Source organism: Bacillus sp. FSL R7-0646 (assembly GCF_037969865.1).
In the GTDB taxonomy this organism is placed as follows: domain Bacteria; phylum Bacillota; class Bacilli; order Bacillales; family Bacillaceae; genus Bacillus; species Bacillus licheniformis.
Genome location: NZ_CP150217.1, coordinates 3,178,478 through 3,202,734, shown reverse-complemented (window position 1 = coordinate 3,202,734; position 24,257 = coordinate 3,178,478). Strand labels below are relative to the sequence as shown.

General features: G+C 44.6%; 26 protein-coding genes and 1 pseudogene. 9 read left to right on the top strand and 18 right to left on the bottom strand.

The features are described from left to right. The first annotated feature begins 34 nt into the window (after positions 1-34). On the top strand, positions 35-1,255 hold the full coding sequence (locus MKY62_RS16710) for an HDOD domain-containing protein (protein WP_003184864.1): 1,221 nt from the start codon (positions 35-37) through the stop codon (positions 1,253-1,255). A 42-nt stretch (positions 1,256-1,297) separates the two neighbouring features. On the opposite strand, the gene MKY62_RS16705 is transcribed toward MKY62_RS16710, so the two are convergent. Next, positions 1,298-1,645, bottom strand: a complete 348-nt coding sequence (locus tag MKY62_RS16705; protein ID WP_009329512.1) for a hypothetical protein — start codon at positions 1,643-1,645, stop codon at positions 1,298-1,300. A gap of 485 nt (positions 1,646-2,130) precedes the next feature. Between MKY62_RS16705 and degQ the strand changes: the two genes are divergently transcribed. From degQ to MKY62_RS16675, 6 genes are all read left to right on the top strand, one after another. Continuing rightward, positions 2,131-2,271 (top strand): degradation enzyme regulation protein DegQ, encoded by a 141-nt coding sequence (gene degQ, locus MKY62_RS16700; protein ID WP_003184860.1) that lies wholly within the window; start codon positions 2,131-2,133, stop codon positions 2,269-2,271. 188 nt (positions 2,272-2,459) lie between these two features. Further along, on the top strand, positions 2,460-3,341 hold the full coding sequence (locus tag MKY62_RS16695; protein ID WP_003184856.1) for a polyprenyl synthetase family protein: 882 nt from the start codon (positions 2,460-2,462) through the stop codon (positions 3,339-3,341). Positions 3,342-3,349: 8 nt separating this feature from the next. After that, a complete protein-coding gene (gene comX / locus MKY62_RS16690; protein WP_003184853.1) occupies positions 3,350-3,514 on the top strand; it encodes a competence pheromone ComX in 165 nt (54 codons plus the stop codon). A gap of 22 nt (positions 3,515-3,536) precedes the next feature. Then, positions 3,537-5,843, top strand: a complete 2,307-nt coding sequence (locus MKY62_RS16685; protein ID WP_003184851.1) for an ATP-binding protein — start codon at positions 3,537-3,539, stop codon at positions 5,841-5,843. An 86-nt stretch (positions 5,844-5,929) separates the two neighbouring features. After that, entirely contained in the window at positions 5,930-6,568 is a 639-nt protein-coding gene (locus MKY62_RS16680; protein WP_003184849.1) for a response regulator transcription factor, read from the top strand. 16 nt (positions 6,569-6,584) lie between these two features. Next, a complete protein-coding gene (locus MKY62_RS16675) occupies positions 6,585-6,974 on the top strand; it encodes a hotdog fold thioesterase (protein WP_003184847.1) in 390 nt (129 codons plus the stop codon). Between the two features lie 39 nt (positions 6,975-7,013). Here the strand turns inward: MKY62_RS16675 and mnhG are convergent, their stop codons facing one another. Genes mnhG through MKY62_RS16640 form a run of 7 tightly spaced genes read right to left on the bottom strand, consistent with a single transcriptional unit; the run spans position 7,014 to position 12,780 of the window. After that, complete coding sequence (gene mnhG / locus MKY62_RS16670; RefSeq protein ID WP_003184844.1) at positions 7,014-7,388, bottom strand: monovalent cation/H(+) antiporter subunit G; 375 nt, start codon at positions 7,386-7,388, stop codon at positions 7,014-7,016. Next, positions 7,372-7,656 (bottom strand): Na(+)/H(+) antiporter subunit F1, encoded by a 285-nt coding sequence (locus MKY62_RS16665; protein ID WP_003184842.1) that lies wholly within the window; start codon positions 7,654-7,656, stop codon positions 7,372-7,374. Before MKY62_RS16665 ends, mnhG begins: the two co-directional genes overlap by 17 nt. Further along, positions 7,656-8,132: a Na+/H+ antiporter subunit E gene (locus MKY62_RS16660; protein ID WP_003184840.1), complete on the bottom strand. Its 477-nt coding sequence runs from the start codon at positions 8,130-8,132 to the stop codon at positions 7,656-7,658. Before MKY62_RS16660 ends, MKY62_RS16665 begins: the two co-directional genes overlap by 1 nt. Positions 8,133-8,137: 5 nt before the next feature. Beyond that, positions 8,138-9,616, bottom strand: a complete 1,479-nt coding sequence (locus MKY62_RS16655; RefSeq protein WP_025804921.1) for a Na+/H+ antiporter subunit D — start codon at positions 9,614-9,616, stop codon at positions 8,138-8,140. After that, a complete protein-coding gene (locus tag MKY62_RS16650) occupies positions 9,609-9,950 on the bottom strand; it encodes a Na(+)/H(+) antiporter subunit C (protein WP_003184836.1) in 342 nt (113 codons plus the stop codon). Before MKY62_RS16650 ends, MKY62_RS16655 begins: the two co-directional genes overlap by 8 nt. Next, positions 9,950-10,381 carry a Na(+)/H(+) antiporter subunit B gene (locus MKY62_RS16645; protein WP_003184834.1) on the bottom strand — a complete coding sequence of 144 codons (432 nt, stop codon included), beginning with the start codon at positions 10,379-10,381 and terminating at the stop codon, positions 9,950-9,952. The genes MKY62_RS16650 and MKY62_RS16645 overlap by 1 nt, the downstream gene beginning before the upstream one ends. Continuing rightward, positions 10,378-12,780 (bottom strand): Na+/H+ antiporter subunit A, encoded by a 2,403-nt coding sequence (locus MKY62_RS16640; protein ID WP_016886502.1) that lies wholly within the window; start codon positions 12,778-12,780, stop codon positions 10,378-10,380. The genes MKY62_RS16645 and MKY62_RS16640 overlap by 4 nt, the downstream gene beginning before the upstream one ends. 245 nt (positions 12,781-13,025) lie before the next feature. Here MKY62_RS16640 and MKY62_RS16635 point away from each other — a divergent pair, with 245 nt between their 5' ends. Beyond that, positions 13,026-13,259 carry a hypothetical protein gene (locus MKY62_RS16635; protein ID WP_016886501.1) on the top strand — a complete coding sequence of 78 codons (234 nt, stop codon included), beginning with the start codon at positions 13,026-13,028 and terminating at the stop codon, positions 13,257-13,259. A gap of 59 nt (positions 13,260-13,318) precedes the next feature. Here MKY62_RS16635 and MKY62_RS16630 read toward each other — a convergent pair whose 3' ends face one another. The 7 genes and pseudogenes from MKY62_RS16630 to malK all read right to left on the bottom strand — a co-directional run bounded on the left by MKY62_RS16630 (position 13,319) and on the right by malK (position 19,651). Beyond that, positions 13,319-14,662, bottom strand: coding sequence for a citrate:cation symporter (locus tag MKY62_RS16630; RefSeq protein ID WP_003184828.1), 1,344 nt, complete (start codon positions 14,660-14,662; stop codon positions 13,319-13,321). Between the two features lie 272 nt (positions 14,663-14,934). Next, entirely contained in the window at positions 14,935-15,726 is a 792-nt protein-coding gene (locus tag MKY62_RS16625) for a phosphatidylserine decarboxylase (RefSeq protein WP_003184826.1), read from the bottom strand. Positions 15,727-15,768: 42 nt separating this feature from the next. Further along, the gene (locus MKY62_RS16620; protein ID WP_016886500.1) at positions 15,769-16,251 is read right to left on the bottom strand and encodes a DedA family protein; all 483 of its coding nucleotides are present in this window, start codon (positions 16,249-16,251) and stop codon (positions 15,769-15,771) included. Positions 16,252-16,257: 6 nt separating this feature from the next. After that, positions 16,258-16,794, bottom strand: a complete 537-nt coding sequence (gene pssA / locus MKY62_RS16615; protein WP_011198249.1) for a CDP-diacylglycerol--serine O-phosphatidyltransferase — start codon at positions 16,792-16,794, stop codon at positions 16,258-16,260. Positions 16,795-17,024: 230 nt separating this feature from the next. Further along, a pseudogene (locus MKY62_RS16610) lies at positions 17,025-17,283 on the bottom strand (ABC transporter permease); the annotation flags it as partial. A 66-nt stretch (positions 17,284-17,349) separates the two neighbouring features. Beyond that, a complete protein-coding gene (locus MKY62_RS16605) occupies positions 17,350-18,057 on the bottom strand; it encodes a response regulator (protein ID WP_003184821.1) in 708 nt (235 codons plus the stop codon). Next, a complete protein-coding gene (gene malK, locus MKY62_RS16600; RefSeq protein WP_009329503.1) occupies positions 18,050-19,651 on the bottom strand; it encodes a malate sensor histidine kinase MalK in 1,602 nt (533 codons plus the stop codon). The genes MKY62_RS16605 and malK overlap by 8 nt, the downstream gene beginning before the upstream one ends. A gap of 186 nt (positions 19,652-19,837) precedes the next feature. On the opposite strand from malK, the gene MKY62_RS16595 reads away from it, so the two are divergent. Next, positions 19,838-20,395 carry a YufK family protein gene (locus MKY62_RS16595; RefSeq protein WP_009329502.1) on the top strand — a complete coding sequence of 186 codons (558 nt, stop codon included), beginning with the start codon at positions 19,838-19,840 and terminating at the stop codon, positions 20,393-20,395. A gap of 50 nt (positions 20,396-20,445) precedes the next feature. On the opposite strand, the gene MKY62_RS16590 is transcribed toward MKY62_RS16595, so the two are convergent. The 3 genes from MKY62_RS16590 to MKY62_RS16580 form a co-directional block, all read right to left on the bottom strand. Next, positions 20,446-20,859 carry a thiol-disulfide oxidoreductase DCC family protein gene (locus MKY62_RS16590; RefSeq protein WP_009329501.1) on the bottom strand — a complete coding sequence of 138 codons (414 nt, stop codon included), beginning with the start codon at positions 20,857-20,859 and terminating at the stop codon, positions 20,446-20,448. 17 nt (positions 20,860-20,876) lie between these two features. Continuing rightward, positions 20,877-22,712 carry a transglycosylase domain-containing protein gene (locus MKY62_RS16585; protein ID WP_044051839.1) on the bottom strand — a complete coding sequence of 612 codons (1,836 nt, stop codon included), beginning with the start codon at positions 22,710-22,712 and terminating at the stop codon, positions 20,877-20,879. Between the two features lie 133 nt (positions 22,713-22,845). Further along, positions 22,846-24,117: an MFS transporter gene (locus MKY62_RS16580; RefSeq protein WP_016886107.1), complete on the bottom strand. Its 1,272-nt coding sequence runs from the start codon at positions 24,115-24,117 to the stop codon at positions 22,846-22,848. Positions 24,118-24,257: the final 140 nt, after the last annotated feature.

Below are 24,257 nucleotides of genomic sequence, written 5' to 3'. Positions count from 1 at the left end.
AGCGAAGGCACCTCAGTCGCTAGGGGGAAGAAGAATGAGGGTATTCGTTGCCAGACAGCCAATATTCAACAGAAAAGAACAAGTTGTCGCATACGAGCTTTTATACAGGGAAAGCGAGAAAAACTTTTTTTCCGGTATTGACGGTGATCAAGCGACAACAGAATTAATGATTAACAGCTTTTTAAACATTGGAATCGATAAATTGACAGAAGGCAAAAGGTATTACGTGAATTTTACCGAGGGTCTTTTGGCATCAGGGCTGCCGACGTATTTTGACCCGGACCAGCTCGTTGTGGAAATCCTTGAAGATGTGCCGATTACCCTTGAGCTTATCGAAAGGTGCAGGCATTTGAAAAGCCTCGGCTACACGATTGCACTCGATGATTTTTGTTTAAAGCATCGCGTGAAGAGGGACTTGCTCCATCAGCTTTTGGCATCCATTGATATTTTGAAGATCGATTTTTTCAAAACGACGCAGCAGGAAAGACAGAGCATCCTTCGATCATGCCGTAACCACCGCCTGACGTTCCTCGCTGAAAAAGTGGAGACGCGAAAAGAGTATGAGCAGGCTGTAAAAGACGGATTTCATCTGTTTCAAGGCTATTTCTTCAGCGAGCCTGTCGTGATTGACGGTCAGGACATTACATATCATTTCCACGCTTATTATGAGCTGCTGCATGAATTAAGCGAAGATCAGCCTGATATTGAAAACGTCACAAATATTATAGAGCGCGATTTGTCGCTTTCTTACCAGCTGCTGAAGCTGTTGAATTCTCCAGCCAACCGGCCGATCCAAAAGATTAAAAGCATCCGCCAGGCTATCGTGCTTCTCGGATTTAAAGAAATCAAAAGGTGGATCTTCATCCTCTCATTTAAGGATTTAACGAAAAAGCAAAACTCCAGCAAGAACGAAGTCGTCAAGATTTCGCTGATCCGCGCGAAGCTTTGCGAATTGCTGGCAAAAAAAACGAACCGCCCTCAGCCGGCTTCTTATATGCTGACAGGCATGTTTTCATTTATCGATACACTGCTGCACAAAGAACTAACGGAAGTCGTCAGCGAACTGCCGCTGACAGACGAAGTGGGTCAGGCGCTGCTCGGAAAAGAAAATGATTACCGAAAAATCTTGCGGCTTGCAAAATCGATCGAACGAAACGAATGGGAAGACAACACACCGGAGACAGAAGGCTTAACTAAAGATGAAGCGTACCAGTGCTATCTTGAAGCTGTTGATTGGTGTCAAAAGCTCTTATAAAAAAATTCCGGCTCCTTCTTAGGGACCGGAATTTTTTTTGCGCTAAGACCAACGCAATAGCAGGAATAGTCTGCTGCGGGGGCTGATGAGCATGATGCGAATGCCGTCGGGATCGAATGAGGCATCAAGCTGGCTGCGGACGCCGGTTTGCCTGAGCGCGGCCAGCACGTTATTTTTTTGGTTGCTTTGGGCAGCCGTCATGATTTGCTGGGCCAAAGTACGCGAGGCTGAAAGCCTGCTTAAAATTCTCTGTCCGTCAGCCATCAAGCTCTCCGCTTCTTTTGCCGAGCGCAATAAGGCGCTGACTTGAACTTCGGGATAGACCTGCCGGCAGCTGACGTGTTGATATGGATGCATCCAAAAGCAATGAGGAGGAAGCAATATGAACACCTCTTTTCAATTTTTACGGGTCAAATTGCGGTTTTTGCGGTGTAAGGCGAAGGGATGGTTTTTTATAAGGGCCGAAATGCGTGTCGGTCTATTGCGTGTTTTTCGGTGGCGCATACCCGATCTGCGTTCCGTGAACACTCAAGTTTTTCTATTCCCCGCTAGTTACTACTTTAGACTCAAGGTTGCAAAACGAACAAAACACAACTGAACTTGCGATGATAAAGGGGTTTATATGCGATCTTTATTTGACTCCTTGAAAAACAAACAAAAATTTTATGTTTCATTAGGATTTGAGAACTAATCGCAAGTTGTGTAAAATGGGTGTTATGGTCTATTTAAAGTTTGCGGTGTAACGCATGAATTTATATGCAACTTTTCGGTGAAAAAGAAACCAAATCCCTTTAAACTTGTATTAACAGATCAAATACCTATGACTCGTTCACTATACACAAATTGATTGATCTTCCAAAAGGAGTGTGGAACCGGTGGAAAAGCAACAAATTGAAGAATTAAAACAACTGCTTTGGCGGCTAGAGAATGAAATCAGAGAAACAAAGGACTCCTTGCGCAAGATTAACAAAAGCATTGATCAATACGATAAGTACACATATTTAAAAACCTCGTAAAAAGACTTGTTTCAGACAAGTCTTTTTTTTGTGTGCAAACGAACCCAAAAAAAGGATAAATTATTATATAATTGTTAAATAAAAAAATTGCTCTGTCAATCGGGATTTTGATTTAGTAAAATATTAAGAAAGGAGGGAGCACCATCTCTAAGCTTTTTTGTCTAGATCACAGTAAAATCAAGCAAAGAATGAATCATTTTATAGACCTTGAGATTCCCAATGCGGACTTAAATCGGACGCTGCACGCTTTTCTAGATGCAAAGGACCAGTTGCATTTCAGCGAGCTTGCTTTTTATCATTACCAAAGTTTCGGCGGCACGGACACCGATGCGGCAGAAACCCTTGGAGCAGGCATTGAACTCTTGATTCTTGCGTTTGATATATTCGATGATTTAGAGGATGAAGACAGCCCCGATGAACCTTGGATGAAAATCAACCGTTCAGTCGCAATGAATGCGGCGACTGCGCTTTATACAATAAGCATTAAAGTGATCGGTTCGGTGTCGAACGATTCTTGCTTTTTTAATAAAATGATGGAATACATATTGCAATCTTCACAAGGGCAACATGATGATCTTAGTGATAAGCCGGTTACGGAAAACGAATGCCTTGATATGATCAAGCGCAAATCTGGTTCATTGACAGCTCTTTCATGTGTTTTGGGAACCATGCTCGCTACAGGTAAATTTAATCCTACTGTTGAATCTTATGCACTCCAATTGGGCATTGCTTTACAGATCGAAAATGATTATAGAGGTCTTTTCTATAATTCAAAAAGCGATATTGTGAAAAATAAGCGAACACTTGCTTATTTATACTTGAAAAGAAAATTTAATCAATCCTCAATTGATTTATTAAAAGTATTTGAAAATGAGGATAAAATTGCCGATATAGAAATAAAATGTTATAAAGAAAAATTGAAGGAAGCTGGTGTTCCCCAATATATGTATGTCATGATTCAGCTTGCTATTCAGAAATTTAGAAGAGGAATAGCTGAGTTAGAGCTGAAACAAGAGGAAAAGAAATGGCTTGCTTCTTTCCTTTTGAACAAGTTTGATAAGGAGGATTAAAATAAAACGTGCAGGATATTGTAAATTTTTTAGTTCAGCATCCAGAAGTTTTAGAACAGGTTATAAAAGGAAATGCCAGTTTGATTGGGCTGGATAAAGATCAATTAATAAGTATAACGGAAGGTTTTAAAGAATGGGAATCTATTGGAAGAAGAGTTCCTGTCTGGGGATAAATAAAAAAATAGGGCGTTCTAAATGAAATTTTCATTGAAGTTAGTGTCAGTAACTCTTGTGGTGATTACCTGTATATATACTTTCTTTGTTATATATCTATGTTATAACAACATGTTTGTAGGTGCATACTTAGCCTACAATTCGAAAAACCAGCTAGTTGTGGATTATGTTGAGGAAGATTCCTTAGCCGATTATACGGGTTTAAAAGCTGGAGATATCATTCTTGAGGTTAATAATGAGAAGCCGTCTAAGAAGGAACCAAAAAATAAAATTCTAGCAGATGTCCGTTCACTTTCTATTGAGAGAAATGGAAAAATCATTACAACTGATACAAGGGATACTATTATTAGTTATGATGTTTTATTTACTGTTTTAATCCCGGTTGTATTTTATTTATTATGCATGTTTTGTGTGTTTTTGATTTTAAAATCTAACAAGACGAATAAACAAATGTCTTCATTTTTGCTAATTTCATTTTTAATCATAATTTCACTGGCTTATGTAAGTGTCGGTGGAGTTTCAAGAGGTGATAAATTTAGCCGATATCTGAATTTGTTAACCTTTCTATCAGTACCTGCTAGTTATTATCACTTTATACTTCAATATTTCAAAGAAATTGGCAAAAAATTCTTTAGCAATAAAATATTGTTGCTCTATGCTTTACCTTTCTTGAATATCGTTTTAGAAATTTTTTATGACCTTACTGATTTTCTTGAGGAAGGTAGGCCATATGTCAATTTGTTTTCGTTCTTTATAGGAATTGTTTTAGTTTTCGGAGTTATTATTTACGGTTTAATTAAATATAAGCATTCAGAGGAAATTTATTTCTTGAAAATGCTTATGTTAGGAAATTTCCTTGGTGTTTTTCCTTTTGTAGTATTCTTTGTTCTTCCAATTTTAATTATTGGGGATTATATTTATTCCGCCGCAGTAGTAGCTCCATGTCTATTGATCATTCCGTTTTCTTTAGTTTATCAATTCATATCTAATAAAACTTATGATGTGGAGTTTTTGGTTGGAAGATTAAAATACTATGGCCTATTGGCGATTATTCCAACAATTATGTTGATATCTGCTTTCAAGCTAATAAAGTATCAAACTGGGGACTACTATGATCTAAGATTCACAATCTATATCTACCTGGTCATGCTCGGTGTTTTTTACCTTAAAGAAATCCTTGATTACCGCTTCCGTCTGAAACGTTTTTCAGAGAAGTATAACTACCAAGACAGTATATTTAAGTTCACACAAACGATTCGAACACACTCATCTTTAAATCAGGTTTTGTTGGAATTGAAACAAACAATTCTCGATGTTTTGATTGTCAGCCAAGCCCATGTTCTGAAAGTCAAAAGCGACGGAACAATATCTTTGCTCGAAGAAGATGCCGAAGAATATCCGTGGATCCCCTACGAACAAGAAGTAACCAAGGTCATCACCGATATCGGCAAAATCGTCGAAGTCGACCGCGGATTTTTGATTAAGATCGGTGAACGGGGCGGGACGTCTTATGTCATGCTGTGTTTGTCGGTTTTAAATACGCCTAGGCTGACGCGCGATGAGATTTCATGGCTTGAGACGCTGGCGTTTTATACGAGCGTTTCCCTGGAAAACGTGCTGAAAATCGGCGAGCTGATGGAGCATCTGGAAAATGTGAAAAAAGAAGGGCCGAATCCGGCGTGGCTGAATAAATTGATGTTTGCGATTGAAGAGAAGCAGAGATCTGATTTAGCCCGCGATCTCCACGACTCTGTCCTGCAGGATATGATTTCCTTGAAGCATCAAAGCGAGATGTTTCTGGCTGATTTTGAAAAAGATAAAGTCTGTACGAATCAAATCCGGCAAAGGCTCATCAATATGAATGAGCAAATGTCCGCCGTCATCCAGACGACAAGGGAAACGTGCCAGGAGCTGAGGCCGCAGCTGTTGTACGATCTCGGACTTGTCAAAGCCCTTTCGAAACTGGCGGCGCAGCATCAGGAGTCCTCATCGATCGATAAGATCCGCCTCAATACGGAAAGGTTCTCAAAGGTGCTCGACTTGGACACGCAGTTGAATTTGTACAGAATTGTGCAGGAGCTTTTAAGCAATGCGGTTAAACATTCGAGAGCTAATGAGGTTTTGATTATGCTTGTCTGCATAAAAGAAAAAGTTGTTCTTCATTATGAAGATGACGGCATTGGGGTTGACCCGGACAAGCTTTATCAAAACAGCGCAAGCATGGGGCTGTCGGGCATTCGCGAGCGCGTCCGCGCACTGAACGGCAGTCTGGATATACAGACAGCAGAAGGGAAAGGCTTTAGGGTCGCCATTGAAATGGGATTGTAATGTTTAGTTAACATTTTTGCTTGGCATCCGCCAAGTTTTTTCTATAAAATGGTGATAGGGCAAGGTTACGCAAAAGGGAGGAAATTATGAGAAGATTACTTGTGATCGATGATCATCCGGCTGTCATGGAGGGGACGAAGGCAATTCTTGAAACGAACCAGGACTTTGTTGTCGATTGCCTCAGCCCTGAAGCCAGCGAACAATTTCTCAAGAAACATGATTTTTCTGCGTATGACCTGATCTTAATGGATTTAAATTTGGGTGAAATCAACGGCATGGACCTATCTAAGAAAATCCTTGAGACATGTTCATCATGCAAAATTATCGTTTACACAGGCTATGAAGTCGAAGATTATTTTGAAGAGGCGATTCGTTCCGGCATGCACGGCGCCATCAGCAAAACGGAATCGAAGGAAAAGATTATAGAGTACATATATCAGGTTCTGGATAATAAAATTGTCGTCGATTATGATTATTTCAAGCAGTTGATTACACAGCAAAAATCGAAGTCAAACAGCCAGCAGACCCAGCACGACCTCTTGACTGAAAGGGAATGCCTGATTTTAAAAGAAGTCGAAAAAGGCTACACAAATCAGGAAATTGCTGATGCGCTTCATTTAAGCAAGCGGTCGATCGAATACAGCTTGACTTCCGTATTCAGCAAGCTGAATGTAGGATCAAGGACAGAGGCTGTTTTAATCGCGAAATCTGAAGGTGTACTCTGATGAGGGGACGATTGTGATGGAAACGAAACATACACTTCTTGAAGCGTTGGGAATCGAGTTGAAGGAGTGCAGCAAAGAACGGTGTGTTGCCGTCATGCCTGTCGATGAAAGAACGCGTCAGCCTTTCGGCTATCTGCACGGAGGCGCGTCCGTTGCGCTCGCTGAAACGGTGGCAAGCATCGGGGCATATCAGCATATCGATCCAAAAGAGCAGGCATGCTTCGGGCTTGAGATCAACGCCAACCATATTAAATCGGTAAAAGACGGAACGGTTAAAGCGGTCGCTACGCCTCTGCATGTGGGCAAATCAACAATGGTGTTTCAAATTGACATACGCGATGAGCAGGACAGCCTGATTTGCACGTCCAGGTGCACGATGGCGGTCATCAGCCGTCCTTCATCGTAAACATAAAGAAAACTCGCCTGTTAGGGGCGAGTTTTCTTTTTATAAATAGGAATCTTCCTTCTTTTTAATCAGAAAATTTCTGTAGCCTTCATAATCGTCCTGTACGGTTTTCTTTTCCATTTTAACGCCTGTATTATACGCGGCTCTTGCGATCAGGTGCGCGCCTACAGGAGACGTCAGAAATACAAAGACGATACCGAGCAGCACTTTTGCCGTAATGAAGCCGTGCAGAAACCAGAAGTAAAAGAATACGCCGAGCAGCACGCTGATGATCCCCAGTGTCGCTCCTTTTGAAGCGGCGTGGATTCTTGAGTATAAGTCAGGCAGCCTAAGCGTTCCAAAGGAAGCGGCTAACGATATCAGTGCGCCAAGAAGGATCAAAACGGCGATAAGCAATTTAGCGGCTTCGATCATTTTCGATAATCTCTCCTTTCTCAAGGAATTTAGAAAATGCGACGGTGCCGATGAAGGCCAGAATGCCGATCAAGAGGATGACTTCCAAATATGCTGTCGTATTTAACAGGATGGACACGAGAGCCGTAATTCCGATTAAGTTGATGCCGATCGCATCAAGCGCCACCACTCTGTCCGGGATGCTCGGCCCTTTAATGACCCTCAGGACATACAGAAAAGTGGAGACCGCCAAAATGCCGAGTGACAATTGCAAAATAAATTCAAACATCAGCGGCTTACCTCCTTAATGGCCTCTTCAAACGAAATTCGGATATCACTGATGGCTTTCTCGGCATCATCGATATCGACCGCATGAATATAAAGAATCGAACGGTCATCGGAGATATCGACGACCAATGTGCCCGGTGTCAGCGTAATCAGGTTTGCCAACGTCGTGATTTCCCAGTCCGCTTTAAGATCTGTCTTGAAGGCGAAAATGCCGGGCTTATTTTTTAACCGCGGTGACAAGATCGTCTTTAATACGCTGACGTTTGCCAGCACGAGCTCTTTAATAAAAATAAACAGCAGTCTGACGATCGCCCAAATGTTAATCAAGTAAAAGCGGCGGCGGAAAAAACGCCTCATCAGAAAGAGCGAGAATAATCCGATCACATAACCGATGACAAACCCGGCAGCGGTGTAGTCATTGTTCAGAAACATCCAGCACAACGCAAGAATAAAGTTCAACAATATTTGTAATGCCATGCGATCTACTCCTTCAAAACGGCTTCAATATATTTTTCGGGGTTGACGAGCGTATCAGCCGCCTGGTGAAAATACGGAGCGATAAGCTCGGTTCCGAGTCCGATGGCAAGCGACAGAAAGAGCAGTACCGCTGCCGGATACATGTAGCCTTTTAGCTGCCTTTTGGCCGGAGCATCTTCCTGTTCATCCCCCCAGAAGCCGTTGATAAATATTTTCATGACGGAATACAAGACGAGCAGGCTGGATAAAAGCATCAGCAGCGTAATCACGAATTCACCGCTTAAAAAGCCGCCTTCTGCAATTTTCAGCTTGCCGATGAATCCGCTGAAAGGAGGAACACCTGCCAATGAAACGGCTGAAATCATAAACATCCAGCCGAGCACGGGATGGTTTTTGATCAGGCCGCTCATTTTTTTCAGGTTGTTTGTCCCTGTCAGGGCAAAAAGCGCTCCGCCAAGCATAAACAGCGCTCCTTTAATGATCATGTCATGAATCAAATAGTAGACAGATCCTTCGATTGAAGCCGGCGTATTGGCGGCGATGCCGAACAAGATGACGCCGACCGCAGTGACAATATTGTAGATGATGATTTTTTGAACATCCCAGTAGGCGATCGAGCCGATGACCCCGAAGATGATCGTAAGCGCCGCAAGCCAGACCATTAATTGATGAGTAAAAGCGGCGTCTTGGGTGAAAATTAATGTAAACACCCTTGTGATCGCGTACAGGCCGACTTTGGTCAGAAGTGCGCCAAACAGTGCGGAAACAGCGGCTGGCGGCGCATAATAGGAACCAGGCATCCAGAAATACAGCGGGAAGATGCCGCCTTTTAAACCGAAGACGATCAAAAATAAAACAGCGATGACCGTGATCAGCCCGGTTTGCCCTGATTCGCTGATCCGGACGCTCAGATCCGCCATGTTTAATGTGCCCGTAACCGCATATAAATAAGCGACTCCGATGACAAAGAGGGCGGAAGAAATAATGTTAAAGACGATGTACTTCAGAGACTCCCGCAGCTGAATCTTCGTGCCGCCGATGACGATCAGCACATACGAAGCCATCAGAAGCACCTCAAAAAATACGAACAGGTTAAACAAGTCCCCGGTCAAGAAAGCGCCGCTAACTCCGGCAAGCAGGAACTGGGCGGCGGGATAATAAAAGAAACGCTCGCGTTTTTCGCCGATGGAGCGAAACGAATAAAGAACCGTCAGAAATCCGATAATGGCTGTCGTTAACGCCAGAAGGCTGGCAAATTGATCAGCGACAAGGCTGATTCCGAACGGAGGCTTCCACCCGCCGAGATACAAGGTCTGGATTCCGTCCGTATAGACTGTCTGCACAAGAACGGCGGCCGCAGCGATCGCCGCAATGGAAGATATGGCGCTGAATGCACGCATCAGCACGATCGACCTGTTCATAAAGATAAGCAGAATTGCGGCCATTAAAGGAATCAGTATTGGCAGAATTACAAGATTATTCATGTTGATCATTTCCCCTCATTTGATCCATATCATCCATTTTCAGCTCTTGATAGGCGCGGAAAGCCATGACCAGGAGAAACGAGGTAACCCCGAAAGCAATGACGATCGCCGTTAAAATCAACGCCTGAGGGAGAGGATCGACATAGGTTGTCGACTCTTCATTCAAAATGGGGGGCGCTCCTTTTTTTAACCCTCCCATCGTCAGCAAAAGCAGATGGACGCCATGGCTGAGAACGGCAGTTCCGATAATCACCCTCAAAAGGCTTTTGGAAAGCAGCAGATAAGTCGCCGCCATGAACAAAATTCCTACAATAAAAGACATTAAAATCTCCATTATTCTCTCTCCCCAATCGTCTGAATAATGGTCATGGTCACGCCGACCACTACGAGATAAACCCCGATATCAAACAATACCGCGGTGGCAAGCTCCGTTTTCCCCAAGAGCGGAAGGTTAAAGTAATCAAACGCGTGGGAAAGAAACTGAGCGCCGAACAAAAATGAGCCGATTCCGGTGGAAACGGAAATGAATAAGCCGACGGCCGCCACATAGATAAAGTTGACGGGCAAGATGTTCTGCACCGTTTTTAAATCATAGGCGAGCAGCAGAAGGACAAGCGAAGACGCCGTCATCAATCCGCCGATAAAACCGCCGCCCGGGTTATTATGGCCGGCAAAAAACAGATGGAAAGAAAAGAGCAGAATGATAAAGGATGCAATCTTTGTAACGGTTTGCAGGATCACATCATTCGTCTGAACCTTTTTCAATGCTCTTCCCCTCCTTTCTCCAATCTGAGCCTGATCATGCCGTATATTCCTAAAGCGGCAATGACAAGTACGGTAATTTCAAACAATGTATCAAATCCCCTGAAGTCGACCAATATTACGTTGACGATATTGTGGCCGCCTGCGAGTTTATAGCTGTTTTCAATAAAATACGATGCAATGCTTTCAAGCGAGCGCTGGCTGTTTGCTGAAAGTGCGAGCAGCGTCACAATGGTTCCGACTCCGACCGATACAAGCGCATTTGTGACCCTGAACCTAGCCGTTTTCGGCTTAAATCTGAGCTTCGGCAAATGATAGAAGCACAGCAGGAACAATGCGACTGAAATCGTTTCGATGATCAGCTGCGTCAGCGCGAGATCCGGCGCCCTGAAAATGACAAAGAACAGCGCGAGCGTGTAGCCGATGACGCCGAGCCCGATAATCGCCGTCAGTCTTGACCTTGCGAAAACGGTGGTAAAGGTTGCGGCAATCATTACGGCTGACAGAACGAGCTCATAGACGCCGATTGAAGCATTGCCTTTCACATCGTATGAAAAGCCCCCGGTAACAGCGAGCGATCCGCCGATGATCACGATAAAGAAGACAAAAACATAAACAAGATAGTCACGGAGAAACCCTGTCATATACGTTCTTGTAATCTTGTTGGAGCCTTTTTCAAGCCCTGACAGCGAGCTGTCGTACAACTTGTTCAGCGTCAGTGTTTCCGGGAAGAGGCCGTAGACCTTCCGCCATTTTGACAAGGTCAAATAGGCGAGAACTCCGAGAGCAACGACGCCGATCGTCATATAGAGCTCAGTCGAAAAGCCGTGCCACATGTAAATATGAACCTTGAATTTTTCGTCTCCGTCCAAAAGGGTCGGCATAATCGACGCTGCAGCAGGTTCAATGATGCTGTATGACAGAATGTTCGGGAAAAAGAAAAAAATCACCACGAGAGATACGAGGACAATCGGCGAAATCAGCATGCCGATTGGAGCCTCATGCGCTTGTTTTTCAAGCTTTTCAGGCTGATATTTTCCCCCGAAGGTTTTAAATAAGAGAACCATGCAGTAAATGAATGTAAACACGCTTCCGATCCAAGCCAGCACAGGAAAGAGAAAACCCCATGTGTCAGCGTCATACAAGTTAAAGTTCGTAATCCTGAGCATGCTGGTGAAGAACATTTCCTTGCTCAAAAAGCCGTTGAACGGAGGCAGTCCGGCCATTGAAAACGCGCCGATGAGCGTAATCGTAAACGTAATCGGCATGATCGTCATAAGGCCGCCGAGCTTGCGGATATCTCTCGTACCCGTTTCATGGTCGATGATTCCGACTGCCATGAATAAGCTGCCTTTGAAAGTCGCATGGTTAATCAAGTGAAAGATAGCGGCGATTACTGCAACCATGTAGTATTCAAAATGCTGAAAATGCAGTGCGGCCGCTCCGACGCCAAGCATCGACATGATCATTCCGAGCTGGCTGACCGTAGAAAATGCAAGTATCGATTTCAGATCAGTCTGCTTGACGGCGTTGAACGAACCCCAGAAAAGCGTGACAATCCCCGTGAGAGACACGATCCAAAACCATTCCCCTGAAAAAGCGAACACAGGGGTGAATCTTGCAACGATATAAATTCCCGCTTTTACCATCGTGGCGGAGTGCAGGTAAGCACTTACAGGCGTTGGTGCTTCCATTGCGTCCGGAAGCCAGATGTAAAAAGGGAACTGCGCAGATTTAGTGAAGGCTCCGATTAACACCAGCACGAGAGCCGGGATGAAAAAGCCGTGCCCCGAAATTAAATCAACCTGGTTGATCATTTCTCTAATCGAGAATGAACCTGTGATCGTGTAAAGAAGAATGAAGCCTCCAAGCATGGAAAGACCGCCGAATATGGTGATAAGCATCGATTTTGTCGCGCCGTATCTTGATTTTTCCCGCTTGTACCAATAGCCGATGAGCAGAAAAGACGATATGCTGGTCAATTCCCAAAACAAATAAAGTACAATGACGTTATCAACGAGAACAACGCCGAGCATTGCCCCCATGAACATGAGCAGATAAACGTAAAATGGTCCGAGCTGCTCTCTTTCTTTAGACAGATAATAGATGCTGTAAAGGACAACCAAAGACCCGATCCCTGTAATCAGAAGGGCGAATAGCAATCCGAGTCCGTCAACGTACGCGGTAAAGTTAATCCCAAAGGACGGAATCCATTCCAGTACAGCCTTTAATGTTCCGCCATCCGCCGTCATTTTGATCATGCGGAAAAAATAAATAAATAATAGAACAGGAAGAAACAAGACAAACCAGCCTGTATGAATCTTTCTGACGTTTTTCGCCAATAGCGGAATCAAGAAGGCGAGTGCAAAAGGCGATAAAATAGCAATATGTAAAGACGTCATATTAACCTCCCTTAAGGTAGCATGTATAAATACATTCTGTTCCATACTAAAATTTTCAAACGTTATGTACTTTTTGTAGAACTGGTGACCTAGACAAATTATAACTCAAATTTAAATCGGCTGCATGATCTCATGGTAACCGCGGTTTATGCGGTCTTATGAACCTGAAAACAATTTTAACAAAAAATTCGGCATTTGTATAATGGAAAGTTTTTTTGAACAAGATGAATTTGAGGTGATGAAAGATGAAAAGGAAAGCTTTTGTCAGCCTAGGTTTATTTTGTTCGCTTTTTGCGGGAGCGTTTATGATCAACAGGGAAATGACGCGTGAACAGACTCCGGGGATCGGAACACCCGAAGGCCCTCAATACCGCGGTGATTACACGCCGCTACAGACGGGAGCGGAAGATCAGTCCTTAACGGGAACAGAAAGAGCTCCCTTTAAACCGAGAGAATATATCAGAGTTGAGAAACGCTGAAAACAAAAAAGGAATCCGATCGTATAGATCAGACTCCTTTTTGTTTTTTTATGCGGCCCTTACGAGGTGAAGAACCTCAGTAAAACGGTCGCCATAATGACGGTGGATGCCCCGCCGAGACGCGTTGAGATTTGCGCAAACGGCATCAGACCCATCCGGCCTGAAGCCGAAAGAATGGCCACGTCCCCCGTGCCGCCGAGACCGCTGTGACAGCCTGTGACGATCGCTGATTCAACAGGGTACATGTTCATTAATTTTCCGACAAAGTAGCCTGATGTCACCATGGCAATGACGACTGAAGCGCAGACGGCGATGAAGCGCAGGGAAATAACAGACGCCACATCATCAAGAGGGATATAAAGAATGCCGAGCCCGACCATCAGCGGCCAAGTGAAGCTTGATGACATGAACTTGTAAAGCTGGTGAGCGCCTTTTTCCATGCTTGCAGGCAGAAGCTTTGCATATTTTACGGCAGCCGCTGCGATGATCATCAGGATCGCTCCCGGAATCGCGATGAACTTGGAGACCAAACCGCCGAAAATGAAGAAGGAACATGCGATTAAAACGCCGGCACCCATTAATTTCAAGTCGATTTTCGGCTCCTCTTCTTTTTGGTTGAAAATTTCATCGTCTTTTTTCGATTTAACGAGTCTGCCGTTACCGTTCAGTTCAGGACGCTTTTCCCCAAGCTTTTTCATCAGTCCGGCTGAGATGATGGCAACGACGTTTCCGATAATAGCGGCCGGAATGAGCTGTGAAACAAATACATCGGTGGACTGTCCCAAAATTTGCGAGTAGGCGAGTGACAGCGGCAGGATGCCTTCGCCGATGCCTCCGGCAATAATCGGTACAATAATAAAGAAGAAAGCTTCATAAGGGCTGTAGCCAAATAACAGACCGACGAGAATACCGGCGGCAACCGCTGCGATCGTCCCGGCCAACAACGGAACGAACATTCTCATAAAACCTTGAATCAGAACCGTGCGATGCATTCCTAAAATACTTCCCGCGACTAAACATGCGATGTAGAAATACAAGAAATTTGACGTTTTCATCAAAGTTGTAACCGCTTCCATAGATGCAGGGTTAAGCACTTTGAAAAAGACTAAGAACGAAGGAACAAACAGCGATAGAATGGCAGGTCCGCCGATATCTTTTAAAATCGGAATGCGCTGTCCGACATCCCCGAGAAAAATGCCGAGAATCATAATGACCGCGAAACCGCCGAGCATGTCATTCGGCAATTCATTAAAGTAAGCTGCCAGAAAAACAATCAGCGCAAGCGCAATATATAGCGGAAACGGAATCACGCCGATTTTCCAGTTGATCAGCTTATGGAAAATATTTTTATTTTCTTTATGACCGTGATTTGTAATCGGTTTCAAATCTTTTGCTGCTTCCATAAAAAACACCCCCATGTTTGTATGTGTTCAATTGTAGAAGAAAAGTGTCAATTCTGTGCGTTTTTTAAATTAAAATAATCGATTGATAATTAAATTAAAACGAAAAAGGGCGGGAAAAGAGAAGGAATCTCCTTGATTTTGATCGTTTTATAGGTCTTTTGGTTTATTAGGGATCCATATCCAGGCGGAAAAAGGGGATTTCCTGTCCATGGAGAAAAGCTTTTTTAAGCAGCAATTAAAAAACCCCCGAAGCGCATTTCGGGGGCGGTGCATTATGATGTTCTTTTGGCAAGAGATCCTAACACCTCTCCCATTTTGACTTGAAGAGAGGGGTGAAGGCGTTCATCAGGAATAAAGGTATCCTTTTCAAACAGCAGAATAACGGTCGAGCCGAAAGAGAAATATGCGATTTCGTCGCCTCGGCGCCATTCTTTTGACTCCTGGAGCATCACGATCGAGTTAATATACATCGCTCCGACCTTCACAAGCAGGGCGGACCCATATTGATGCTTAAATTCGGAAATCATCCGGTAGTTTTTTGTCAGCGGCGATTTCCCGTATGTCAAACCGATTTTATTCACAGGGTAAGACGTGCTTCCCAGCGAATACTGCGTTTCAAGTGTGCCGTAAGCCGGGCTGTGAATTCTGTGGTAGTCTCTCGGACTTAAATAGATAATGATATAGGTTCCGCCGACATAGCGGTTCACGATCTCGGATCGTCCGATCATTTCTTCTACAGAATAGAGTTTTTGTTTGACGGTAAATTGCTTGTCGCGCGTGATGGTGCCCATTTCTTCGATGACGCCGTCCACAGGGCTGACCAGGCTGTTTGGATCAGCGGGAAGGGGGCGTGCACCGCTCTTTAATTTTCTGATGAACAGCTCGTGCAGGCTGTTAAAAGAGCGGACATCTTCCAGCATCTCTTCTGTATTAATATGAAAGGTTTTGATATAGGAGGGGATGAGAGGTTTGCTTAGCTTTGACTGAGCAAACTTTTTCAGCATCCGGGACACGCCCTTTTTATTCGTCAACTCAATCAAAAACCGGTAAAGCCGCTTTTTCAAGCTGTTCACTCCTTTACTGATCATCCGGGATGCAAGCGGTATTTAAATCACGCCGATTGTGTATCCGATCGTAATAAAAACAAGACACCAAATAAAAGCTCCTGATCCGGCATAAATCAGGAACCTTTTCATGTCCATCTCGTTCATGCCGGACAGATAGCATGTCACATGGCGGATTCCGGGGACAAAATAGCCGAAAAGAATCGTCCACGGGCCGTATTTTTCAAACCAGCGGTGCACGGTGTCCAGTCTTTTCGGCGTCAGACCGATCCATTTCCCGAACTTATCGAGCAGCGGTTTACCGATTTTCTTCCCTAGAAAATAACTGATGAGCATCCCTGATATCGCACCTGAAAAACTGATCAAAAGGCACAGCTCATAGTTTAATATATGAATAGAAGACAGATACCCGACAAATGTCATCATGACTTCATCGGGTATCGGCAGGCCTACAATTCCGAGGACAAGCATCCCGAATATCGCGAAATACCCGTATTGGGAAATCAATTCTTTTGCCAACTCCATTAAAAACTAGCTCACTTTCTTCAATAGTTTTTTCCCCTTCAGGCTGATGACTTTGATTTTGCTGACCATGAGAAAGGACAGGAACAGCATGATCAAAATGAACGGCTTTTTGCCCAGGATTTCTGAGAAAAGGTTTAAGCATACCAGAATTGTTCCGGCTGCGGTGATCGGAAGGCCTGTAAAATAATCCTGGTTCTCTGATTGAATATTAAATCGCGCCAGCCGAAGCGCTCCGCAAACAGGGAATAACAATGTCGAAGGAAGGCCTAAGATCGGAGCATCATAAAAAACGATTGAATAGGTGATGATGGCCGGGGCGACTCCGAAAGTGATAATATCAGACAAAGAATCTAATTCTTTTCCAAACGGGCTGACGGCATTTAATCTGCGCGCGGCCATGCCGTCAAGGCTGTCCAAGATAGCGCCGATCAGAACAAATATAATGGCTAAGAATAAATACCCTCTGAATGCAAGCAGTATTGAAGAGATGCCCGAAACAAAGTTTCCAACCGTAATTAAAGAAGGTATGACTGATTTATTCAATGTTTTCGCATCCTTTAAATAAAAACGTTTTATATAGAAATTAAACAATATTAAATTGTATACGATTTGCTTCCTGTCTGCAATAAAATTCCTGTAATGATTGATAACCAGACTTTTTCATCATACCATAAAAGTGGTAAAGACAATGGCGGCGTCAAAAAATTTTATCTTTTGTTAAGGTAACAAAAAAAGAATAAGAGAGCAGGCCGCTCTCTTATTCTATCGTTCGGTTATCGTTTTCCTTTAATATAAGGGATACCGTTTGCCTTTGGCGCTTCGGCTCTGCCGCTAAATCCGGCCAGCGCTAGAATCGTCAATACGTAAGGCGCAATCAGCATATAGACGTTTGGTATTTCTTTTGAAGAAGGGAAGCGTGAACCCGATGATGCTTAAGCTTTGAGCGAAGCTGAAGAACAGGGCTCCGATCGGCTGCCATTTACCGAACACAAGCGCGGCGAGCGCGATAAATCCTTATCCGGCAATGATGGCGAGTCAAATGTGGCCGTTACAAAAAAAAACGCCCGCTGTCTTTAGAGAGCAGCGGGCGGGGACATGTTATAGATATTGGTTAATCACATTCAAGTCATTTGTATTTAATTTATATTGGAAAACCGGCCTGCCGATCGTCCCGTAGGCCATTTCTACGTTGAGAACTTCGATTTCCTCCAGAAACTTTAAGTATTTGCGGATTGAAACTTGAGAGATTTCCGTGTGATTGGCCAAATCTTCCGTTGTGAACGTCAAGCTGTCAAACGATCTGATGCTTGACCAAATGAGCTTCAGCGTGCTTTTGGTCAGCCCTTTTGGCAAATGTACCTTTTCGGGCGCGCGTTTTTTTTGAAAAAGTTCAAAATCCAGCTCTTTTTGGCTGATATTCCGGTTGCTTGCATAGAGCTGCTGCTTCCGTTTGTAATCAGTGAGCGCGCTTTGAAACCGCTCAAATTCGAACGGCTTGATTAAGTAATCGACGGCCCCGAAGCGCAGCGTTTTTTGAACAACATCCATTTCACTGGCCGCTGAGATGACAATCACGTCGACAGCTTGATTTTGGCGTCTGATCTCAGTGAGCAGCTCGACGCCGTTCCTGCCAGGCATATAAATGTCGAGCAGGATCAGATCGATATGCTCTTCCCGAAGGAAGGTGAGAGCCTCTTGAAAAGAAGCGGCAATTCCCTTCAGCTGAAATCCCTCTACTTGGCTGAGGTAACGTTTATTCAGCTCTCTTACCATCGGGTCATCTTCAACAATTAATACATCAATCATGGTCATCCTCCTTTGGTTCATACGGAATGCGGAGACTGAATGTCGTTCCTTCATTCTTTTCGCTCGTCACGACGATATGTCCATTTAAATTTTCAAGGCTTTGTTCGACGAAATAAAGACCGAACCCCCGATTGGGGCCCTTTGTTGAAAAGCCTTGGTCAAACATTTTCTGCTGTTCCTCCTTGGATATGCCGACTCCCGTATCCGTGACTTCAATATCAAGCTGTCCGTCATGATGGCGGAATGAAATCGAAATATTTTTCTTCTCAGTTGCGGAAACGGCATCAAGGGCATTGTTGAGAAGGTTCCCGATAACGGTGATCAAATCGTGAATCACCGCTGTGTTGGCTGTATCCGGAATCCTCGTGCTGCAATGAACCTCCAACGAGGCCCCCTGTTCCCGAATATAGCTCTGTTTGCCGAGCAAAAAGCCGGCGAGTACCGAGTTTTTGATATGGTTGATAATGCCGCTCGCTTCAGACTGCTGATAGATCGCAATATCTTTTATATAGTTTCCAAGCTCGTCGTAGTTCTTTAATTGAACAAGACCGAGAATGACGTGGAGCTTGTTCATAAACTCGTGCGACTGCGCCCTGAGCGCGTTTGCGTACATTTTAACACCGGACAGCTGCTCAGCTAAGTGCTTCACTTCGGTTTTGTCGCGGAATGTCGCAATCGCTCCGACGATGTTTCCCTTTTTTAAGTGAATCGGAACTTCATTAAAGACAAGTTCAAGGCCATTGATTCTGACATCGCGGTCCTGAACGGGCTTCTGTGTTTCGATCACTTGTTTCAGTCGGCTGTTTGGCAAGATGTCGAGTACATCCCGGTCGATCGGATTCTCTTCGATCCCCATTTTTTGAAACAGGCGCTTCGCTTCCGCATTGGCGAGCTTGATTTTTCCTGTTCGATCAACGGCGAGAATCCCTTCTTTTGTCGACTCAAGCATTGCGCTTCGTTCGTTCAAAAGCGTTGCAATTTCATATGGTTCCATGCCGAACATAATCGTTTTCACTTTCCTCGCCACGATGACAGCTCCGATGATTCCGGCGACGATGCTGAGGACGATGACCGTATATAGAGGGCGGAGATTTTGCTGGGTGATCTGCTCAATCTCGTTAAGGGTGATCCCGACCGCTACCGCTCCGACCTGGGTGCCCGTTTTATTATAGATGGGAACGAAAGCCCTCAGTGATTCACCGAGCGTGCCTTTTGCCGTACTAATGTGGCGTCGGCCCTTCAGCACTTCTTTTTCGTCCCCGCCGGCAAATTTCTTTCCGATTTTATTCGGATCGGGGTGGGTTTTGCGGATGCTGTTCATATCCATGACAACGACGAATTCAGTCTGGGTGATTTTTTGAACGCGGGCGGTGTATTTCCGGAGCTCTTCGTATTCGCCGCTTTCCAGCGATTGTGCCGTAATCGGAGCCTCGGCGACCATCTCCGCCGTCTGCAGGGCAATCTGCTGCTCCTGCTCCCGAATGTTCCTTGCGGTCTCAGAGCCGACCATAAAAAACGCGATCAATAAAGAAATTAAAACGACGACGCAGACAAATATCGTTAACCGTGTCTGCAGTTTTAATGTTTTTTTCAACGGCGATTCCTCGCGATCTATTGATTAGTCAACACATAATACTTTACAAGTAAATGGCGAATTTGTGAAGAATCCTGCACCTTTCTGCCGCATTAGCAGAAATTAAAAATATGGAAAATATTCTTGTCAACAGGTCATAAGTCGTACATAATGAATGAGGAACATATCAGAAAGGGACTTTTTTTTATGAAAAATACGTATGTAACAGGCTTTTTTCCTTTTATCGCAATTCTTCTTTTCAGTTCATCTCTTGCGATTTCTTCCGTTATCTATGCCATGCAGATGCTGTCTTCTCTCGGCATCTACAAAGGGATGCTCGAATTTTTCTCTGAGAGCGGCATCCGGATGGCTTTGTTTGCTGTGTTTACGCTGATTTTTTTCATGGTATTTTCCGCTTTGAAGCTGATTGCCAATACAGTGACAGAGCTTGCCCTTTTATTTTTCGCCAAAGATCCTGAAGGAGCGAATCTGAGAAAAATCAGGATCGGTTCTGCCGTGTATCTAGGAGCAAGCCTTTTATCTTTTATTTTTGTCCAATATGCCGCGGGAATTGCAGCGCTTTTTTTACTCGCAACTCTCGTATATTTTATTTTTATCGTTTATACGATCCACAGCACGCTTTCATTCATGTCATTAATCGGTTTTATTATGTTTGAGCTGCTGTTTTGGTTTACGTTTATGATCGGGACGGTGTATATCATCATCAAGCTTTATAACAGCGTCATGGCGAGCCTGCCCGTTTGAGCCATGCAAAAAACCGGAGCGCGGACGTTTGTCCGGCGGCTCCGGTTTTTTTATGATAAAAATCGTTTTCTGATCTCAGGACCGGGAACGGTGCACTCGCTTTTTTGCCCGAACCATTTGTAGCGGTTTTTCGCAATGACACTGTAGACGGCGTCCCGAAGCGGCCGGGGAATGATCAAGAGGGCGGAAGCGGCCCGCCAAAGGCCCGGGAGGCTTTTCACCACGTGCAAGGCGGCCGTTGACTTTTGATATACCCGGCCGTTTTCGATCAAAATAAAGCTGTCAAAATGATCGGAAGGGAGGTGATATTGCTTGAGCAGATTCCCTCCGGCGTCAGATTGCAGGGAAGCGAATGAAAATAAGCCTTCAGGATCATGTTTGATAATGAATTGCACGGCTCCGTCGCAAAAGTTGCACACGCCGTCAAACAGAACGATTCGATCGGGCATATCCGCCACTTTCATCCACCCCTTTTTTTAATTTAAGATGCGTATTGCAGCGTTCCTCTCCAGATTAAAAGTTGAGGTCCCGCGTGATGCAGGTACTCGACAGTGCCTTTTGCCTCTTTTCCGACCCATACACTCATTGTGTATGTATCCGTCAATCCGACAAACCAAAGGTCTCTGTACCCGTTGGATGTTCCGGTTTTTCCTCCTACATATCCGCCGCTGAAATTCGCTTTTTTTCCGGTTCCTTCTTTGACAACCGCTGCTAAGAGTTCGCGCATTTGGCTGTTTGTCCGCATGCTGAATACTTGCTGCGGCTTGTCTTTCCATTTGTATAGCGTTTTTCCTTTTAAATCCGTCACCTTTGTGATTGCATGGCTGGATGTGTAGCTTCCGTTATTGCCGAAGGTCGTATAGGCATCAGCCATCTCCAGCGGTGAGAAGCCCCATGTAAATCCGCCCAGCGCAGCAGGAAGACGGTAGTCGTTTTGAACGATTTTATCGAATCCGAACGGTTTTAAATAGCTGAATCCTTTTTGCACGCCGACCCGGTTCAGCATACGTACGGCTGGTGTATTATACGAATATTTAAAGGCTGTCTTGATCGACACGGTTCCGTATGTTCTTTCGTTGAAGTTGTTCGGACAGTATTCCTTGCTGCAAAATTTGCTTGCGTCAATCATGCTGCCTGCCGTCGCACCCGTTTCTTCAATGTACGGCCCGTAGTCAAGGAGCGGCTTAATTGATGACCCCGGCTGCCTGTATGCTTGGAATGCCAGGTTATAATCGTACTTTTTATAGTTTTTCCCGCCGGACATGGCGACGATTTGATGGGTTTGGTGGTTGATCACCACTGCTCCGCCTTGTACGCCTTCATAAGGGAGGCGGTTCTTCACTTGCTGGACGACACGGTTTTGCATGCTGGTATCGAGCGCCGTATAAATTTTGATTCCGCTTGTCGTGAGGGAGCTGATTCGGTTTGACAGCTCTTTTTCGATTTTTTTCTTTTCTTCTTTTGTTTTTGCCTTTTTCAGCCGTTCGTCAAACCCTTCCGTAGCGGACACCAATTTGGTGAATTCCTCGTTGACATAGGTCGTATAGTCGGGATAGTCGTCTTTCTTTTCTTTCACGTTAAGCGTAATTTTTTGCTTAACGGCTTTGCTGTATTCTTTTTCGGTGATCACGCCCGCTTTTTTCAGCCCTTCAAGCAGCCGCTTTTGGCGGGTTTTTGTGTAGTCAAAATGTTTCAAAGGATCATATAATGTAGGGTTATTAGGGATCGCGCAAATAAACGCCGTTTCGGCAAGGCTGAGAGATTTCAAAGGCTTGCTGAAATAGAAAGAAGACGCGGATCCAATTCCGTAGACCCCGTGATTAAAATAGATGGTGTTTAAGTATTTCTCAAAAATTTCTTCTTTTGAAAGCTTTTTTTCCAGCTGGTAGGAATACAGGAGCTCAGTGAACTTGCGGTCGAAGGTTCGTTCATGGTTCAAATACAAGTTTCTCGAAAGCTGCTGTGTAATCGTGCTGGCCCCCTGATCAATGCCGCCTTTTTTGACATTGGCTGCGGCGGCCCGGGCCATCCCGATAAAATCAAAGCCTTTATGCTGAAAGAAATGACGGTCCTCCGAAGTCAGAAACAGCTGCTTCACATGTTCAGGGATATCTTTATAGGGGACGAATACCCGGTTTTGGTGATCTGAAACGATTTCGGAAATCAGAGCGCCGTCCCTGTCATACATGTAGCTGTTTTGTACAAGGCCGATATCCTTTATATTGATCTTCTCATCGAGCACCTGATCGAGAGGCTTCATATTCTGAGCTTCCCGGCCGGAGGCCATTAAGGTAAAGACAAATATAGGTATTAACATCAACAGAAAAATCCATCCAAAAAATGAACGCAACTTTGTCACTCTCTTTTCGCTAAATTCTAGCCATATCGTACCATTCTTTTTGGATATCGAGAAGGATAATTTGATAGATTGGCAGTTTTTTTATCCGATTTCAGCTTGCTTTCGCCTCTGATTTTTTTTGCTGGGACCTTTGGAACATCAGAAGGCATGCTCCGCCGAAAAAGAGGACGGCAGTTGCGTAAAAGGCGGAAGAAATACCGAAAAAGCTGGAAAGAATGCCGCCGAGCACCGGGCCGATGACATTGCCTAAAAATCTGAAACTTACATTATAGCCAAGCACTTCTCCTTGTATAGGCCCCGGTGATTCAACCCGGATTAAAGCGGTGATGCAGGGAATCATCCCGCCAAGTGCGATTCCGAACAGAAAGCGGAAGAACACAAGCGTTTCATACTGAGATGTAAGTCCTTGCGGGATAACGCAAACCGCGGCAGCCAGCGCGAGAATCATCAATATTTTTCCGTGGCCGAACCGGTCGCCCAAAGCGCCCCATTTTCTCGCAGCGAGCAGGCTTCCAAGGCCGGTTGCAGAAAAAGCCAGCCCTGAAAAAAATGCGAGATTCTGAGTTCCGTGCAGTTCGCTGACGTATAAAGCGAGCAGCGGCTGAACACTGAAGTTTCCCACTTGAATCACAGCGGTGAGGATCATCGCCGTGATCAGCGGACGCTGATGCAGAATCGTCTGCAGAACCTGCTTTCTCGTGTACCCGGCGGAAGCATCGCGCTTCTGCTTCAGGGGCCGTTCGCGCACTCCGGCAAACACGAGGAAAACCGCGCTGTAAATCGCAAATGACGTAATGAAAAACGTATATGTAAAACCGACGCGATCGGCGAGCAGACCGCCGAGCAAGGGGCCGAATAATCCTCCCGAGACCGTGCCCATCTGCAGCGTGCCGAGCACTTTGCCAGCCGTTTTTTTCGGCGTCTGAGCCGAAATCATGGCAAGGGAAGTGGGAATGAACCCGGTTACGAGCCCCATCGCCATTCTCAAAAAAAACAGCTCGTATACGGACGAGACAAGGGACATGAGAAGAATGGAAGTGCCGATTCCGGTACCCGTGATCAAGAGGATTTTTTTATAGCCGTGTTTATCGCCGAACCTTCCCCAAAAAGGAGAAACTAAAAAGGCCATCAAAAATGTGACGCCGAAAACGTATCCGCTCCATTTTGCCGTAAATCCGTCCGAATAGCTGCCAAGCGTCTCAATATAGAGGGAAAGAAACGGCAGAACCATTGTGGAGCTTGCGGCCACGAAAAAATTCGCAAACCACATGATCACAAGGTTTTTCTTATAAACAGAGATGCGAATCACCTTCTTAACAAATTTGAATTCCCTTTCATTATAAATGAAATGCGAAAGCTGCATGGAATTGATGCTCTATAGAATGACGAAAAATGGGCATTTGAAGGAATTTTCAACATTTTCAGAAAATAAAACCTTAAATATAGAAATATAATGATATAATAAGAGAAATATGAGCGTACTTTGGAAAACATTCAGAAGAC